18 protein-coding genes and 2 tRNA genes are annotated in these 16504 nt (G+C 40.8%); 7 read left to right on the top strand and 13 right to left on the bottom strand.

Going from position 1 to position 16504, the window contains the following annotated elements; genetic code table 11:
* Positions 1-54: 54 nt before the first annotated feature.
* The 3 genes from METTI_RS10655 (at position 55) to METTI_RS10645 (ending at position 5312) form a co-directional block, all read left to right on the top strand.
* Positions 55-2733 (top strand): type II/IV secretion system ATPase subunit, encoded by a 2679-nt coding sequence (locus tag METTI_RS10655; protein WP_023845831.1) that lies wholly within the window; start codon positions 55-57, stop codon positions 2731-2733.
* Positions 2693-4660: a hypothetical protein gene (locus METTI_RS10650; protein ID WP_023845830.1), complete on the top strand. Its 1968-nt coding sequence runs from the start codon at positions 2693-2695 to the stop codon at positions 4658-4660. Before METTI_RS10655 ends, METTI_RS10650 begins: the two co-directional genes overlap by 41 nt.
* A gap of 79 nt (positions 4661-4739) precedes the next feature.
* A complete protein-coding gene (locus METTI_RS10645; protein ID WP_023845829.1) occupies positions 4740-5312 on the top strand; it encodes a flavin reductase family protein in 573 nt (190 codons plus the stop codon).
* 34 nt (positions 5313-5346) lie between these two features.
* On the opposite strand, the gene METTI_RS15580 is transcribed toward METTI_RS10645, so the two are convergent.
* On the bottom strand, positions 5347-5532 hold the full coding sequence (locus METTI_RS15580) for a 4Fe-4S dicluster domain-containing protein (protein WP_023845828.1): 186 nt from the start codon (positions 5530-5532) through the stop codon (positions 5347-5349).
* Positions 5533-5617: 85 nt separating this feature from the next.
* On the opposite strand from METTI_RS15580, the gene METTI_RS10640 reads away from it, so the two are divergent.
* From METTI_RS10640 to uppS, 3 genes are all read left to right on the top strand, one after another.
* Positions 5618-6670: a radical SAM protein gene (locus METTI_RS10640; RefSeq protein ID WP_023845827.1), complete on the top strand. Its 1053-nt coding sequence runs from the start codon at positions 5618-5620 to the stop codon at positions 6668-6670.
* 107 nt (positions 6671-6777) lie between these two features.
* Positions 6778-7101, top strand: a complete 324-nt coding sequence (locus tag METTI_RS10635; protein ID WP_023845826.1) for a DUF2551 domain-containing protein — start codon at positions 6778-6780, stop codon at positions 7099-7101.
* 88 nt (positions 7102-7189) lie between these two features.
* Positions 7190-8056 carry a polyprenyl diphosphate synthase gene (uppS, locus tag METTI_RS10630; protein ID WP_048136107.1) on the top strand — a complete coding sequence of 289 codons (867 nt, stop codon included), beginning with the start codon at positions 7190-7192 and terminating at the stop codon, positions 8054-8056.
* 143 nt (positions 8057-8199) lie between these two features.
* Here the strand turns inward: uppS and METTI_RS10625 are convergent.
* The 5 genes from METTI_RS10625 to METTI_RS10605 form a co-directional block, all read right to left on the bottom strand.
* Positions 8200-8287 (bottom strand) — tRNA-Leu (locus tag METTI_RS10625).
* Positions 8288-8350: 63 nt separating this feature from the next.
* On the bottom strand, positions 8351-9148 hold the full coding sequence (locus METTI_RS10620; RefSeq protein ID WP_023845824.1) for a DNA-directed RNA polymerase subunit D: 798 nt from the start codon (positions 9146-9148) through the stop codon (positions 8351-8353).
* 25 nt (positions 9149-9173) lie between these two features.
* Positions 9174-9557 carry a 30S ribosomal protein S11 gene (locus METTI_RS10615; protein ID WP_023845823.1) on the bottom strand — a complete coding sequence of 128 codons (384 nt, stop codon included), beginning with the start codon at positions 9555-9557 and terminating at the stop codon, positions 9174-9176.
* A gap of 4 nt (positions 9558-9561) precedes the next feature.
* A complete protein-coding gene (locus METTI_RS10610) occupies positions 9562-10122 on the bottom strand; it encodes a 30S ribosomal protein S4 (RefSeq protein ID WP_023845822.1) in 561 nt (186 codons plus the stop codon).
* Between the two features lie 13 nt (positions 10123-10135).
* The gene (locus tag METTI_RS10605; RefSeq protein WP_023845821.1) at positions 10136-10582 is read right to left on the bottom strand and encodes a 30S ribosomal protein S13; all 447 of its coding nucleotides are present in this window, start codon (positions 10580-10582) and stop codon (positions 10136-10138) included.
* A gap of 421 nt (positions 10583-11003) precedes the next feature.
* Between METTI_RS10605 and METTI_RS10600 the strand changes: the two genes are divergently transcribed.
* Complete coding sequence (locus METTI_RS10600) at positions 11004-11531, top strand: PEF-CTERM sorting domain-containing protein (protein WP_023845820.1); 528 nt, start codon at positions 11004-11006, stop codon at positions 11529-11531.
* Between the two features lie 68 nt (positions 11532-11599).
* On the opposite strand, the gene METTI_RS10595 is transcribed toward METTI_RS10600, so the two are convergent.
* The 7 genes from METTI_RS10595 to secY form a co-directional block, all read right to left on the bottom strand.
* Positions 11600-11887 (bottom strand): hypothetical protein, encoded by a 288-nt coding sequence (locus METTI_RS10595; protein WP_023845819.1) that lies wholly within the window; start codon positions 11885-11887, stop codon positions 11600-11602.
* A 102-nt stretch (positions 11888-11989) separates the two neighbouring features.
* Positions 11990-12076 (bottom strand) — tRNA-Ser (locus METTI_RS10590).
* 12 nt (positions 12077-12088) lie between these two features.
* A complete protein-coding gene (locus METTI_RS10585) occupies positions 12089-13096 on the bottom strand; it encodes an RNA-guided pseudouridylation complex pseudouridine synthase subunit Cbf5 (protein WP_023845818.1) in 1008 nt (335 codons plus the stop codon).
* 20 nt (positions 13097-13116) lie between these two features.
* Entirely contained in the window at positions 13117-13644 is a 528-nt protein-coding gene (gene cmk / locus METTI_RS10580) for a (d)CMP kinase (protein WP_048135382.1), read from the bottom strand.
* A 1-nt stretch (position 13645) separates the two neighbouring features.
* Positions 13646-14266 carry a DUF106 domain-containing protein gene (locus tag METTI_RS10575; RefSeq protein ID WP_023845816.1) on the bottom strand — a complete coding sequence of 207 codons (621 nt, stop codon included), beginning with the start codon at positions 14264-14266 and terminating at the stop codon, positions 13646-13648.
* 24 nt (positions 14267-14290) lie between these two features.
* Complete coding sequence (locus METTI_RS10570; protein WP_023845815.1) at positions 14291-14938, bottom strand: adenylate kinase; 648 nt, start codon at positions 14936-14938, stop codon at positions 14291-14293.
* Between the two features lie 15 nt (positions 14939-14953).
* Positions 14954-16432 carry a preprotein translocase subunit SecY gene (gene secY, locus METTI_RS10565; RefSeq protein ID WP_023845814.1) on the bottom strand — a complete coding sequence of 493 codons (1479 nt, stop codon included), beginning with the start codon at positions 16430-16432 and terminating at the stop codon, positions 14954-14956.
* Positions 16433-16504 lie beyond the last annotated feature (72 nt).

The following is a 16504-nucleotide window of genomic DNA, read 5'->3' as shown; positions in this document are numbered from 1 at the left end:
AACTTTTAATATATTCGTTTTTCATTTGAAAAAACTTCATGGGTGGTGAAAAACGTGGTACTAAAAAAAAGAAAAACTACCTGCATAGCGAATAGTGACTTAAATAATAGTTCTGACATGATAGAAGATAGCACAGATTATCCGCAAATGCAAATGATCTTACCTGAAGAAGAGATGATACTTGCAGGCATAGTTCCGGCAAAAGACCTTGAAAAAAGAAAGACCAACGACATGATTAGCAAATTAACTTCCAGATTTAATTTGCTGACAGGAAAAAAATCGGAAAAAGATGAACTCTGCCCTTACAGGTTGAAAGTTTCCAGAAGCAGCAGAAACATCACAATTGATTGTAGTGAATGTGAACATGAATCCAGCCTGCAAAACGAACATTGCAGAATGAATATTTTTCAGATACTTAGAAAAGAGCCTGCTGTTGAAAGACTTACACTTGCAAATCTATACGAAAGAGATTATGAAAGCGGAGCCCTGGATGCAATTTATCTCATGGCAGGCTTGCAGGATAAGCTGATACCATATAGAAATTCCAGGTTCACAACTGAAAGCTGTGACAATTCCAGTCTCTGCAAAAAAGAACACACAATGATTATGGATTCAATAATCTCAACTGCAGGAACTGATCCATTAAAAACATGTTATACAATTGAAAAGCTAGCAGAATACAGCGAATCAAAAGACAGTTGCTTTGATATTCGGAATGAATGTTCACTCTGCAGACAGAGATTTCTCAGCACTTTGCTGGAAATGAAAGCAATATCCGAAAGGATTACCTGTAATGCAGGAACAGTATCTGAAAAATCCATAAATCTCCACACGATAACAGACAGAACTGGTGACGAAGGTTATGCTATCGATTATGAAAGCCATCTGCGTTCCTATGTCAGACCTCCCTTTTCAACATCCAGAATATACACCGAACCACCGGACAATACATTATTTCTTGAATGTTACGACATTTGTTACCAGGATGAAAGAAACCTGCCGGTTAATATATACCAGCTGACAGACCGTCCGGAAAAAATGTACATAATAAATCCGGTTGAGTATTCACTTGAAGAGAAGGAACTGAAACTGATAGAAAGAATCAGGAAAAAGATGATTTCTCACCGGCCTGCAGATCTCCAATTTGCAGACTCTGGTAGTTCAAGGGAGTATTTCCACAGGCTTAGTAAGCAGTTCCTACTCGATGAGAAAGATGCCGAGGAAATAATATCCGACCCTGCAAAGATTAAACTCTGCTGTGATCTTCTTACAAAGTACACAACTGGACTTGGCATCCTTGAGGATTTGCTATCAGACGAGCGTGTTACAGACGTCTATGTAAACGCACCGGCAGACCAGAATCCCGTTCATGTAGTTCTTGACGGAGAAGAATGTATTTCCAACATTTACCTGTCACAGGATGATATGGAATCCATGGTTTCGAGACTGCGGTCGATAAGTGGAAGACCCTTTGGTGAAGCTACCCCGGTTCTTGAGATGTTCCTGAGGGAATACGGTGTTAGAGTATCGGTTATTGGTGATCCCCTCAGTGCAAAAGGTATAGCCTATGCTTTCAGGAAGCATGCAAAAGACCCGTGGACGTTGCCAAAACTAATAAACAAGGGTTCAATTTCACCACTTGCAGCAGGTCTTCTGAGTTTTATTATGGACGGACAGGCATCTGTGCTGGTGGCTGGCGGCGTAGGAGCCGGAAAGACATCACTTATGTGCGCATTGCTTCTGGAAATGCCGCAGAAGTACCGCATGATAACGATAGAGGATACACCAGAGATACCCATTGAAGAGCTTCAGGAAATGGGATGGAAGGTACAGGGACTTAATTCCCAGTCTGCCATCATGAAATACGGAGTTGAAATCGAGCCTTCCGTTGCATTGCGCGCTTCCCTTAGACTTGGCAGTTCATCACTTGTTATGGGAGAAGTAAGAGGACCTGAAGTTGCGGTGCTGTACGAAGCCATGCAGGTTGGTGCAGCCGGAAACTCAGTTATTGGCACAATTCATGGCTCATCCACAGATGCAGTTTATGAGAGGATAGTTAATACTCTGGAAGTGCCGCCTGCCTCATTCAAAGCTACTGATGCAGTAATAGTCTGTGCGAATACAAGAATGTCAGGCAGTATGACAATGAAAAGGAGGCTTATGCAAATTGCAGAGGTCAACGATAAATGGGATGATAATTCAGGAAAAGTTTTCTCTGACATACTCAGTTATGATGCTTCAACGGACAAGCTTTTGCCATCGGATCTCATGGACAGAGGACAGTCTGTACTCATTGGAAAAATAGCAGATAAATGGGGCATATCCATGGATGAAGCTGCCCTCAATATTCGCATGAGAGCCATGATTAAAGGAAAGATTGCAGAATCAGGATTGGAGCAACCCCATCTACTTGAAGCAAGGAATGTTGCGATAGCTAACAACATGTTCTGGATGCTAATGGACAGGGAAGTTGCTGAACCTGATGGTATCAACTATCAGAGAGTCTATGACAGATGGTTTGAATGGTTTTCTTCTTTTTCAGGAAAAAAAGATGAGACAAAAGAAAAACCAGGGGGCAGTGATACAGATGACACAGGCAGTATGAAATGGGAAGATAGCAAGACTCAGGATAAATTAACTGCACTTTCTTTTGATGAGCTTATTCTTGATGGATCGTGTGACCTGATCACAAATGAAGATTACTTCACAGAAGGTGGTCAGACTGTACAGTGAAAACTGGTACTATCATGGATGTAAGTTCACATCTGCAAACTTTAACTGGCTGCTAAAAGACCTGGAAACATTCCGGCAAAAAGCCGACAATGCAACCAGTGAAGAATATCGTAATGCAATGATCTACACAGGAATGGGACTTGAACCCTATGAAACCGTACTCTTTTCCTATATTGCGGCTGCCTGCACACTTGTAAGCATATTGATATTTGATTATTTTCTGTTCAGGATGACAAGCTTTGAAAGCTCAACCCTTCAGGCTGTAATAGTGTTGAGCCTTCTGTTCCCTCTGGCTATTCTTCTTTATACAAGCGAATATATCAAACTACATGCAAAATGGATGAAAGTCAGCTCACTGGGAGATATGCCGGAGATAGTGAGCTATCTTGTAATGTCTATGAAACTTGTGCCCAATATGGAAGTAGCCATTCGATTTGCCGCAGAAAATTCCGGTAGACCGCTTGCAAAAGACCTGAAGAAAATGATATGGAACCTGCATGTGAGGGAATATCGTGGAATTGATGATGCAATACTTGAATTTTCAAATCTCTGGGGCAAGGATAGTGAATTTTTCAAAAGGGCACTACACCTCATTAAAAGCTCAACCAGCGAACCTGACGAAGCTCAGAGGATAATAACACTGAACAGATCACTTGACCTGGTGCTTGAAAGTACGAAAAATCTCATGGACAGCTTCGCATCCAAACTTAAAACACCTACTTATGTGCTTTATTCAGTATTCATCCTTATACCTCTTGCACTTGTGGCACTCATGCCAGCCATTACGGTGGTGGGCATCAGGTTTGGACTCGGAACACTTGTGATCGTTTACGACATTATACTCCCGCTTTTCACGTTTGCCTATGCAGAATACATACTTATGCAACGTCCGGCTGCATTCATTCCACAGAATATTCCTGACGTACATCCAGGTCTTGCGGGCATCAGAAAGAGAAAGCAGGAAGCATTAATCACATCTCTGGTAATAGGTTCTGTTATCTCTTCACTTGGATACATGCTAATTCTTAAAGGAAATCCCTGGAATATTGTTTCCACTGATACACTCGAAGGAATAGTCCCACCTACGCTCTTTATCATATGGGGAATTGTCTTTGCAGTAGCAATTTACCTGAACATCAGTTATGCCCCATATAAAAAAATAAGGGATGAAATATGCAAGATGGAAAACGAATTTTCAGATGCTCTTTTTATTCTTGGGAGGAGGATATCAGAAGGCAGATCCGCAGAAGATGCATTCATACACACTGCAAGTACCATGGACGGATCAGATATTACACCGGCGTTTGAAAGAATATCGCTGAATCTTATGAATATGAGAACAGATGTCTACTCTGCAATATTCGATGAGGATTTCGGAGCTTTCAAAAACATTTATTCTGAAAGGATAAAGACCACAATGAAACTGCTTGTGGAAAGTACTCATAAAAGCCATGAGATAGCAGGTGTTGCAATTGTAAAACTTGCAGACCACCTTAAAGAGCTTCAGGATGTGGAACTCAATATCAAACAATCATTGTATGATATGACCTCCACAATGCGCTCCACAGCAGCAGTATTTGCACCGCTTATTGCAGGTGTCACCATCGCACTCTCTGAAGTCATAGCAAAGATCCTTCAGAACATATCAGAAAGCATCCAGAGGCTTCCCGAGAATTCACTTCCCGGACCTGCACAGATTTCACTGGAAAATCTTAACCAGTCCATACCATCTGATCTTTTCATGTTTGCAATTGGCATATATATCATATTAATAACTGTGATATTGATACGATTCTCCGGAACCATAGAGTATGGCGGGGACAGGGCACAATTAAGGTATGAAATTGGGCAGATACTTCCTGTGACAATAATAGTTTTTACAGTATCGACCATTTTTTCAAGAATTGTTTTCAGAGGAATGATCTAGTGCAAAGAAGCAGGAATACCGCAGCTCAGCTGCCGTAAGATTAAAGCTTCTTCAACACTATTTTTATAGAGGTGTTCTTATGAAACAATCAATCGGAGCAAAGACATTGGCATACCCTACCCCTGCATGGCTGGTAGGAACCTATGACATGTTTGGAAATGCAAACGCTATGACTGCAGCCTGGGCAGGAATATGCTGCTCGGATCCTCCATGTATAAGCGTATCACTGCGAAAAGCAACATACAGTTACGCCAATATAATGGAAAAGGAAGCTTTCACCATTAGCATTCCATCCGAGGACTATGTCAAAGAGACAGATTATTTTGGAATTGCAAGTGGAAGGGATGAGGACAAGTTTGAAAAAATGGGACTTACACCAATTAAAAGTGAAGTGGTGTATGCACCATTTGTAGAAGAATTTCCTGTTATACTTGAATGCAAACTGGTTCAAAGCTTCGAACTTGGACTTCATACTCAGTTTGTTGGTGAGATAATGGATGTTAAAGCAGATGAATCTGTACTCGATGAAAAAGGTAATCCGGATATCAGAAAAATCAGACCAATTATCTATTCACCGGAGAGAAGTTACTACGGACTTGGTGATTTCCTGGGCAAGGCATTTTCTATTGGTATGGAAGCAGATAAAAAATAGATTCAACTCTTACAAAGGTTCTGGAACATGGAATTTATTCCATGTAGACCAGTGCCTTATTAGGGCATATTTTCACGCATTTCATACAAAGGTCGCATTTTTGATGATCAACATTGACAAAACCGTTGATCCTGTAAAGAGCCCCATTAAGACAAACATTCTCACATTTACCGCATTTGCGGCAACCTATTGAGACAATAAAACCATCTCGTTCTTCCATCTGGAAATACTAACGTGTAAATATTAGATAGTATTAACCCTGAAGTAAAATAGCCTTAAATACCTGCAGGTTATAGAATGCTCTGATGAGCAAGGTCATACAGGGAGAAGCTGGTTCTTTCTATTCATTTCTTTCAGAAGGTTGTAAGCTCTGCCAGCAAGGAGCAAAAATGGTTCTTTTCATTACAGGTATATGCCCAAAGGATTGTTTTTACTGCCCGGTATCTGAAGAAAGACGCACAGATCTGACCTTTGCTAACGAAAGAAAGGTTCTTTCAGACACGGATGTTGTAGATGAAGCTTTACAGATGGATGCACTGGGAACAGGAATTACAGGAGGAGAGCCACTTCTTAGAAAAGAAAAGGTTGTTCACTATATAAGACTCCTGAAAAGTAGTTTTGGACAGCAGCACCATGTTCATATGTACACATCCATGGCACCTGACTATGATACATTAAAAGAACTGGCAGATTCAGGCCTGAACGAGATTAGGTTTCATCCACCGGTTAAATCATGGAAGGAACTTGAAAAAACAGGTTATGCAAGTTCCATCAAAAATGCCAGAGAATTAGAAATGGAAGTAGGCATTGAGATTCCATCTATTGATGGTGTAGAACATGTAGGACAGTTTGCAAACAGTATGAAGTGTTTCCTGAACCTAAATGAACTCGAATTTTCAGAAACTAATTCACATGCCATGATTAAACGGGGATATTCTCTTATAGATGACATATCAAATGCAGTAGCTGGTTCTGAGATGTTTGCCCGGGAAGTGGCAAAAGATTGTGAAAAGATGCATTTCTGCTCATCAAGCTATAAGGACGCAGTACAGCTTCGTAAAAGACTCATACGGATTGCGGAGAATACAGCAAGGCTTTTTGATGAAATTGGTGAGGATGGAACTGTTTATTACGGACATATAGAATGCACGGAAAGTGACCTGGAAGCTGTTTCTGAAAAGCTGAAACAGATTAAAGTTCCTGCGGATATGATGGAAATAAAATCCAAGGGAATAGATCTTGCCTGGTGGATTCTTGAGGACATTGCAGAATATATTAGGCTGACTGGTAGAAAATTGTACATAATAGAAAGATATCCTTTTGAAGAAGGACTAATTGTTGAGAAAATACCTTTGTGAAAGGCCAAAATATATATGTGAGAATGATATAGATGGTACAATTTTCATATACAATGCAGGTTTTAAAGCTATTGCAAATAAATAGTTTTATAAGATAAAATAACATATTGAAGAAAGAGGTGTTTGTACTGGAAACGATTGAAGAGCGGGTAAGAGAAAGGCTTATAAAATATCTTAGTCGCGATGATACAGGTATACGTAAAGTAGTACTGAAACTGTTCCTAAATGGTGATAAATTTACTACAGGGGACGTGTACGAGCATCTTCATGATACGGATTTTGATGTGAGTTACAGAGGCGTCTCAGCAATGGTAGGACTCATGAACACAAGGCTTGGAATCCTGAGCATTGATGTTACCGGTGATCACAATATTTACCTGCTTAAGGAAGATTACAGAGATATTGTCAGGAACGTGCTTGACAATTATTAATTCCATCTTCTTTTTTGTTTAATTAGTCTTAAATAGAAGTCAAGTCCATAAGAGAATTGTTTTTACCTAACATGCGGGAGTGTCAAGTATACTAAAAAGCATACCCGGAATAGTTTACAAAGGATATGAACGTCTGCTCACACAGGAAGTGAAGAGCGAGAGAGTTCCCCGGCATGTAGCTATTATAATGGATGGAAACCGAAGATATGCACGAAAACTTGGACAGATAACTTCCTATGGACACGCCAGAGGAGCAGACGTAACTGAAAATGTTATGGAATGGGCTTGCAACCTTGGCATAGAATATCTTACAATCTATGCTTTTTCTACAGAGAATTTCAACAGGAATAATGATGAAAAGGATAAGCTTTTTGACCTTATAAGATTGAAATTTGATGAAATAGTAGTTGATGAAAGAACGCATGAAAGAAAAATGCGTGTTCACGCTATCGGTGATATTGAGAAATTACCAGAGCCACTTAAAGATTCAATTAAGAATGTAGAACTTTTAACGTCAGAATATGATAATTTTGTACTCAACGTTGCTATCGCATATGGTGGCAGACAGGAAATCGTCCAGGCTGTTAAAGAAATAGCCAGCAAGGTTGAATCTGGTAGTATAGAACCTGATGACATAAACGAAGATACGATATCCAGTCATCTATACCCTTCGGGAAATTCTGCTCTGCCGGATGTGGATCTTATAATACGTACCGGAGGAGATGAAAGAGTTTCCAATTTCCTTCCCTGGCAAGCCAATGGAAATGAATGTGCTGCTTACTTCTGTGCACCATTCTGGCCGGAGTTCCGCAAGATTGATTTTCTACGTTCTATCCGCGTATACCAGGCCCGTATGAGAGAAAAAAAACAGCATACAACCATACGTGCAGCACATTTCCTCAAAGCTCTTGGAAAGGCTGAAATTGAGGAAGTAAGGCACCATTCAAAAGATTAAATTAGACGTAAAGATTGAAAACATCAATCCCTGATTATTTCTTAATTAAAATCCTGTATGAAGCAATTTTGAATATCAGTTAACACATAACATAGTCTAGAGAATTATATAATTATACAAAATGATATTTTAGAAAAGATATTTGGTGCGGGAGGTGTGATTCGAACACACGAACTCCTACGAGACTAGGCCCTCAACCTAGCGCCTTTGGCCTGGCTGGGCAACCCCCGCATCAAGTCGGATTTCCTACGATTTAATATAAATTATTAGGAGAGTAAATCTCCTAAAACCGTGTCAGAGGGACTCTAAAATCTCTCCTAACCGGCTGGCTTTCTCCTTAATAGTTGTTCCTGCATTTATAATTAACTGTTGAACCGTGTATGAACCATCAGATTCCATCGTGAAAATAAAAGAATTTTCATCTTCAGACACAGTTATTGCATTAATCTCACAGACAGATGCACAGAGTTTGCAGAGAATACATTTAAGGATATCGTCACCGGATATTTCTGCACCGTTCGAACCAATGTGAATGATGTTTTTAGGACACTCTTTCACACATGCACCACATTCATCACAGTTTTCAAACGTGACTATAGGCATATTCTTGTAGCCGCATGCCACACCAGCCTGCCATTTTGCATGTTTGTGGCCATAGTTCATGTGAGCAATAGCCTCAAGCACAACCTTCTGGCCTTCCTTCAAATCAATGATAGGAACATTCTGGTCAGCTGCCTGCACTCTTTCATCAGAAGAAATGAGATCTCCTGAATATACCATCCTCGGACCCTCAGCACTGAGTGTAAGAGAAACCTTACATGCAGGACATTCGGCGCCGCCACAGGTGCACTCATCTACTGGTACGAACTCCTCAATGTCTGTCGTCAAAGGTATAAGGCCAAGCCTTAACGCTAACTGCTCGTCAAAGAGGACTGATGTGTTATTATAAATGTTCACATCATCTATAGCAAGAGTAGGTACGTCAGAGAGCGCTGCTCTTCTGACACCATTAGCAAATGCTGCACTTGCATTGGATAATATAAACTTTGCAGACCTCTCTGACAGTTCAAGTATGTCTACTTCCATTGTCATGAGTTCATATCCGTTAATATATTATTTATGCTCTTCTACCGCCTTTTGGACGTGTACCATCATGTGGTACAGGTGTTACATCCTGTATCCTTCCGATCTTGATACCTGCCCTGGCAAATGCCCTGATTGCAGCCTGAGCTCCAGGACCTGGGCTTCTCTGTTTGTTTCCACCTGGTGCACGCACCTTGATGTGAACTCCCTCAATTCCCTTGTCCTTAAGAGTATCTGCAAGCTGACTTGCCATCTGCATAGCTGTATAAGGTGAACTTTCATCACGTGCTGCCTTTACAACCATTCCACCAGATGATTTGGCGATGGTCTCTGCACCTGTGATATCAGTTACAGTAATAATTGTGTTGTTGAATGAGCATTTTATGTGTGCTACACCCCAGATTCCGTTTGTTGCCATAGTATTACTCCTCCTTTCCTGCTACTGATGTAGCAATCTGTGCAGGTCTTTCTGCGTGTGACTCGTTTGTCAGAGGCGAGTTACCATAGTAATCAATCTGCATCTCTTCTTCTTTGGAGATAAGTATTCCTGGAACAGTTGCTTTCTGCCCATTGATAGCAATGTGACCGTGTGTGATAAACTGTCTTGCCTGTTTTGGAGTTCTTGCAAGTCCAAGTCTGTAAACCTGAGTCTGCAACCTGCGCTCAAGAATTGATTCGGTCTGAAGTGCAAGAATGTCATCAATATTTGCATCAGATGGGAGAACTGAGAACCTTATGAGTCTTGCAAGGATCTGATCTGATTCAGTCTTAAGGTGACCGGAAAGTTCAGTTTCAGCGGATTCTGCAAGAATTCTACGGGCATCTGCTCTGTATCTTCTGAGAATACTGACTGCTTTCCAGAGTTCCTTCTTATTACGGAGACCGTACTTCTTGAGGAGTTCTACTTCAGTGGCCATCCTGGCAGCTTGCCATGGGTGTTTTGGAGTATCGTAACTCTTTCTTTTTTTACCTGGATATCCCATAAAATCACCTTATTTATTTCTTCTTGCTTACGCCAATGGTTGAGCCACGCCTTCCTGTGGACTTTGTTCTCTGACCTCTGACCTTAAGACCTCTCTCGTGCCTGAGACCACGGTAAGCTCTGACCTTCTTGAGGTTGTTCAGGTCTTCCCTGAGGGTCATAATGATGTCCTGACCAAGAAGATGTTTGTCATCTCCGGTTAATGGGTCTTCACATCTGTTAAGCATCCAGGTTGGAATGTTCTTCTCGAAATTAGCAATAGCATCATCGAGCTTTGCAACATCCTCATCGGAAAGGTAACCGATTGTTTCTTTTGGGTCAATACCCGTACTGTCAACTATAATTCGTGATGTTCTGAGTCCAATACCACGAATACCTGTCAGCGCGTACATTACAGGCTGACTACCCTGAAGGTCAGTATTCATAATACGGACTAAGTGTCTTATTTCTTCATCTGCCATTAGTTGTTCCTCCTTAGGGACGCATGCGTCCTGTAGCCTCGAAACACAGTTTCGACACACTCCGACATTACGGAGCAGGCAATTCTAAAGATTAATAGAATAACTTGCCTGTTTATACCATTGTTCTTATTTAACAGTATTCATGCCATTAAGAATAGCGAAACAGGTGAGGATGCACTACTAGTTAATAACATAAATACTTTCCTGTAAATAAAAAATTCAATTAATTCCCCATTTAAAGCTTATTAGAGAATGCATAAAAATATAACAGTCTTCGAATATTAGATCTGAAATGCATGGCATCAGTACTGGATCAAAATACAGAGCATGATTACATATAAATACATAAAATAAGTAATTATAATATGGGAAACTTTCCCGAAAAACGGGAAAATCCGTACAATGTACGGGGGGGTAAATAATGAAGAAATTAATTATGTGTTTAGTAGTACTGTTAGCCATGGCAGGGACTGCAACAGCTTATCAGGCAATATTGTATGATGCTGATGGAAATGCAGTTGCATCAAATCCTATATACATGGAACCAGGAGATTCCGTAGTACTTAGTTATTATGCATCATCCATACTCAGTTCAGAATATAATGAATTTTTCGAATATACAGTAGAAGAGATAAGCGTCAGAGCAGGGTCGCCAGCTGAAGCGGTTCCCGGTGACATAACAATTGATTTCAATACTGCATATAACCCAGATGGATTCATCCCAGGTGGAAGCGAATACATGGATGATGGAGTAATAATAGTTACAATGGATGCAGATGCACCTGTTGGAGCACGCTATTATATAGAGATTGGTGCTGGTGGAGGAGTAGTAGAATTCCAAACAGCTTCAAGAACTATAGAAGCTATTCCTGAATTCCCAACAATTGCACTTCCTGTAGCAGCAATAATTGGACTGGCTTTCTTTATCCAGCGCCGCAAGCAAGAGTAAGCACTGGCTTACTCATAATTATTTTTTATCTAATTAGCTACAAAAGGCCATCTTGTTGCTGTGCTAATTTATCTTTTGGATAATACACTACTTAAATCGAGTTCGAGACCTTTCAGCAATTCCTTTGCCACATGATCAGCAATTTTTTTGTTTAAGCTTTCAGATGGATGTACCTGATCCAGAATTTTGTTGCACACCGGACAATCTATGCACTCAGCAAGCGCCATGCTGTCATCAACTATGTTACAGAATGCTACGCTTATTTCATTCTCACATTCAGGACATGTAACAATAGTAGTGCCATCATCATTTACATCCAGATTTTCTTTTATGTGGAATATATTAACATCAGACATAGTCATTACCTATTTTGCCTACAATATATAATCCAATACTATTGTATTCAACACTTAATGTAAAAATGAAGAGTTCTCATTACATAAATTTAGAAAAGAATGTGGCGCCGAGAGGGGGATTCGAACTCCCGAGGGGCGGATGCCCCACAAGCTTTCCAGGCTTGCGCCCTACCGCTAGACTATCTCGGCACACGAGTTTCATTATGTTTTTGCCGGCTTGCTGTGCCAGCCTTGCGCATAAGTGCCAGCATCCATTATTACTCTTTCGGTTGTAGCCACGATTCCGTGCTCATTCTGAAGCATTTCTTCAGAATTCATAAGAGATTTGCACAAAGCCACAGCCTCTCCTTTTAAACTAAAGAGACAAATAGCATCATCTTTTTCAATATTACTATCAAGACTTAGGATACCAGGTACCGCAATTGCCGCACCACAGCATATTGCCTCGATTGCACTATCGCGAATAACAACACGAGGAAGATGTGATAACCCCTCTTCCATAGGCCTGACAACTTTACGCAGTAAAGACTCATCACAATCTTCCTGCCAAAAAACGTAAGCATCCTTTAATTCCTGAAGCGTTACAAGAGTGTCTTCTCTGAAAGGACCAGTCTTTGTCCTGCGTAGCTCCTGCATGTGAGCTCCACAGCCAAGTGCAACGCCAATATCATGACAAAGTTTGCGCATATAGGTTCCTGCCTCACAACCAACACGCATAAGCACAGATTTCTCTTTTACATCCAGAACTTCCAGATAGTATATCTTCCTTACACGCACAGCACGTTTTACTGCAGATATTATAGGAGGCATCTGGAAAATTGGACCAGTAAACTGAGCACATACCTTACGCACCTTTTTTTCAGGAACATTCTCATGCAATGTCATCAAACATATGTATTCCTTCCCTGACAGACGCAATGCTGCAACTGTTTTAGTTGCTTTGCCAAGCATAATAGGAAGTACACCTGTCACAATAGGATCCAGAGAACCAGAATGACCAGCCTTGTTTAACTCCAAGATATCCTTGACCCATGCAGTTACCTCGTGACTTGTAGGACCTACAGGCTTGTCAAGATTTACAACGCCCATTTCTATGTATTTTTCTATTGGACGATCATATGGCGAACAACCATATAGAGAACTGGTCGTAGCTTCCGCTTTGTGTAATAACTCTCGTTTTTGTTCAGAAGGAAGAATATATTTACTCATAAAAATCGCCAGATAGCTGATCAAATGTCTGAATAATTGTCAATAGCAATGGAAACAATGTTTGTGATCTGAAACTGATTCCATTTTTGGGAATCTATCACAAGATCATAAGCAGAAAGGTCATCAATGTTTATATCATAGATTGATTTGTACCTGATAGCTTCTGATGCTTCACGTTCAATAGTTTCAGCTAATTTATCGTCAAAAGAACTACCTTCCCTGCCAACAATCCTTTCCACACGGACATCTACCGAAGCTTTGATCCAGATCTTGAGTGCTTTTTCAGCCATATGACCAGCAAGACGTCCTTCAAGAATAACGTTGTCACGGGTGTTGGCAATCTCCTTCTGGCGTGCATCTATTTTCAGATCGATGCTGTCATCAGATTCAGCAAGTTCACCGAATTCAGCTAATGTCATCCCATACTCTTTTGCAAGGGAGCGAAAGACTTCGCCAGCTGAAATCATTTCAAGTCCATACTTCTCAGAAAGTAAACGGGATACAGTGGTAGTCCCACTTCCCGGAAGACCGCTTATAGTCAGTAACACTTCAGACGCCACCGACATCCAGAGCCTTTCTAATCAACTGGCTTACTGCCAGAGATGCGATGAAATACCAGAAGATCCAATGCTGGAAAGGACCAAATACAGGATCTGTGAGAATTTGTTCTCCCCAAAATGGAAATACAAGTGAAGCAGCACCATGACCTTTGATATAGTGGTAAGCCCACATGAACAAAGGAAGAGAAATAATACTTATATATGCCATGGGTTTAAACTGCTGTTTTGACATCTCCATTTGATCTTCCATCATTGACTTACGCTCTTCTTCCATCTTCTTCATAAGAGCAGTATTATTGGAAAGCTGAGCTTCCCTGAACTCTTTCTGAAATACCCTCATCTTTTCCTGGGTGTTTCGCATAAGATCCCAGTCTATTGTATATTTTTGAATGAGGGAGGCATAAAGAGCAGTTATGGATGCCATTATGAACAGAACAATATGAAGGTTATCAGCTCCCAGGATAACCACCACAGGATCCATAATAACACTCATTGCTGTTCCAAGAGAGTCCCTGAAATCCTGACCAAGTATCATTATACCCAGCATAAGGGATAGTCCAAAAGCCAGGAGAAACTGATCGAGCTTTTTCTTAAATTGTTCTGTAACCAAGGGATAGCCTCTTTTTAGTTGTGTTTATTTGAATTGGTTCATTACCTTGCAGATATCTGCAAATACAGCATCTACTACACCGGTACCATCTATATTGACAAGAATACCTGCATCATCATAATAGTTTATGAGAGGTTTTGTCTTTTCATTGTAAACAGCAAGTCTCTGGCGTATGACCTCTTCTTTATCATCATCCCTCTGATAAAGATCAGCACCGCATGCATTGCAAATACCATCCTTTTCCGGAGGATTGAACATAACATGATAGCTCTCACCACATGCACAACTGCGACGTCCACTAAGCCTTTTTACAAGCTCATCATCGCTTACTTCAATGTTAATTACTGCATCAAGAGGTTTGCTGATCTCTTTGAGTATATCAGTCAGTGCATCAGCCTGTGGGATAGTTCTTGGATAACCATCAAGAAGGTAACCCGTCTCACAGTCAGACCCAGTTAGCCTGTTTCTGATAAGACCTATAAGAACCTCATCAGGTACAAGCTCGCCTTTGTCCATATACTGTTTTGCTTTTAATCCGAGTTCAGTTCCATCACGGACATTTGCTCTTAAAATGTCACCCGTTGAAATGTGAGGAATACTATACTTTTTTGATAATTCTTTTGCCTGGGTGCCTTTGCCGGCACCCGGTGGGCCAAATAACGCAATATTCATAATTTACACCTGATTTTATTCCTGTCCGAAGAAGGATCTTACCATCGGATGCATTTCCATCATCTGTTCGGATGCTATATCTTCATAGAGACGATACACGATACTTACCGTCAACAGGAGACCAGTACCACCCGCACCTCCAAGTGTACCAAGTAAACTTGCAACCAGTGTCAGGAAACCAATAAAGGCACCGCCAATAACGGTTACTTTTGGTATGTATCTGATCATAACCTTTTCAATACTTCCGATATTTCTTCTGAAACCTGGAATCTGCATTCCGGAATTAAAGATCTTCTTAGCTGTTGGTTTTGCACCCATTCCAGTAGTTTCAATCCAGAACAATGCAAATACAATACCTCCTGCTATAAGGAACGTTGCATCTACAAATACATGTAAAATGATCTGCCATGCTGCAGGCACAGGAGCACCATAGCTGGTAAAAGATTCCCTCACCAAAGAAGGTATCCAATCATACGGGCTGTGAATTGGAGCAAGATAGTACATAAGACCATTGATAGGAGTTGAACCACTGAACTCACCAAGGAATGTAATACCTTTACTGCTGAGAAGCAAACCTACCATTTGGATATTTGCCTGTAATGCCCTTACAAGAATCATTGGAAGAACTGAAGCATAAATAAGTTTTACAGGGAATTTACCTCTTGCACCTCTTACTGCACTGTGTGCCAGAGGAATTTCGATACGTGTACTTTCAACATATACTACAAGAAGGAAGATCACTACCGTACTTACAAGAGCAAGTATTCCACCGCTCACCAGCATGAACATAATTCCATCGCCAGAGAAGAGGAAATCTGCTTCCACATTCTGCAATATGTATATCCATTTAGGGAAGAAACCTGTTGGAAGACCACTTGTATCTGAGGTCCAGTTAAACAGACCGGTAACAATCTGTTGAGATACCCCAGCTACAATGAAAAGACCTACACCTGAACCGATTCCCCATTTTGAAACTACTTCATCCATGAAGAGTACCAGTACACCACCAATGCATATCTGTATAAAGATGATAAATGTGATAACTCCGGTATTGACACCTAATGTAGCTGCAAGAGCGGCATCGGGCTGTATGTAACCACCTGCTATCTGTGGCAGAGCCTCTAATACTATCATTACAAAGACCATAAACTTCTGTGCACCCTGAAAGAATGCCTGGTCAGATGGATTGGACATGTCAAGTTTAATGACATCTGCGCCAACCAAAAGCTGAAGGACGATGGATGCGGTGACAATAGGACCTATACCCAGAAGCATCAGAGAACCCGAAGCTCCGGCAAAAAACGCTCTATAGGATTCGAAAAGATCAATCGAATCCGCTGACAATCCAAACAGCGGTACATTTGCAAGTGCAAAATAGAGCACAAGAATGCCAAGTGTCCACATTAATTTATTTTTGAAATGGACATGCCCCTCTGGACTTGCAACCGCAGGCAATTTATTAAAAATTGGTTCCAAACTATCCTTTAGACTCATTAATTCCACCCTTGAATGGAAAAATCCATGCAATTTTAGGTAAAGTACACCTTAATGGATTTACACATTAAT

The organism is Methanolobus tindarius DSM 2278 (genome assembly GCF_000504205.1).
In the GTDB taxonomy this organism is placed as follows: domain Archaea; phylum Halobacteriota; class Methanosarcinia; order Methanosarcinales; family Methanosarcinaceae; genus Methanolobus; species Methanolobus tindarius.
The sequence above is the reverse complement of the archived record's forward strand: the minus strand, read 5'-3'. Positions and strand labels throughout refer to the sequence as shown.

What these genes read in the sequence shown, in the direction of transcription:
- METTI_RS10585 (WP_023845818.1), bottom strand. Translation starts at nt 13,096, where the DNA reads ATGAGTAAATATATTCTTCCTTCTGAACAAAAACGAGAGTTATTACAC.
- METTI_RS10650 (WP_023845830.1), top strand. Translation starts at nt 2,693, where the DNA reads ATGAAGATTACTTCACAGAAGGTGGTCAGACTGTACAGTGAAAACTGG.
- METTI_RS10570 (WP_023845815.1), bottom strand. Translation starts at nt 14,938, where the DNA reads ATGAATATTGCGTTATTTGGCCCACCGGGTGCCGGCAAAGGCACCCAG.
- METTI_RS10610 (WP_023845822.1), bottom strand. Translation starts at nt 10,122, where the DNA reads ATGGGATATCCAGGTAAAAAAAGAAAGAGTTACGATACTCCAAAACAC.
- METTI_RS10595 (WP_023845819.1), bottom strand. Translation starts at nt 11,887, where the DNA reads ATGTCTGATGTTAATATATTCCACATAAAAGAAAATCTGGATGTAAAT.
- secY (WP_023845814.1), bottom strand. Translation starts at nt 16,432, where the DNA reads ATGAGTCTAAAGGATAGTTTGGAACCAATTTTTAATAAATTGCCTGCG.
- METTI_RS10620 (WP_023845824.1), bottom strand. Translation starts at nt 9,148, where the DNA reads ATGACAATGGAAGTAGACATACTTGAACTGTCAGAGAGGTCTGCAAAG.
- METTI_RS10640 (WP_023845827.1), top strand. Translation starts at nt 5,618, where the DNA reads ATGAGCAAGGTCATACAGGGAGAAGCTGGTTCTTTCTATTCATTTCTT.
- METTI_RS15580 (WP_023845828.1), bottom strand. Translation starts at nt 5,532, where the DNA reads ATGGAAGAACGAGATGGTTTTATTGTCTCAATAGGTTGCCGCAAATGC.
- METTI_RS10615 (WP_023845823.1), bottom strand. Translation starts at nt 9,557, where the DNA reads ATGGCAACAAACGGAATCTGGGGTGTAGCACACATAAAATGCTCATTC.
- METTI_RS10600 (WP_023845820.1), top strand. Translation starts at nt 11,004, where the DNA reads ATGAAGAAATTAATTATGTGTTTAGTAGTACTGTTAGCCATGGCAGGG.
- METTI_RS10605 (WP_023845821.1), bottom strand. Translation starts at nt 10,582, where the DNA reads ATGGCAGATGAAGAAATAAGACACTTAGTCCGTATTATGAATACTGAC.
- METTI_RS10645 (WP_023845829.1), top strand. Translation starts at nt 4,740, where the DNA reads ATGAAACAATCAATCGGAGCAAAGACATTGGCATACCCTACCCCTGCA.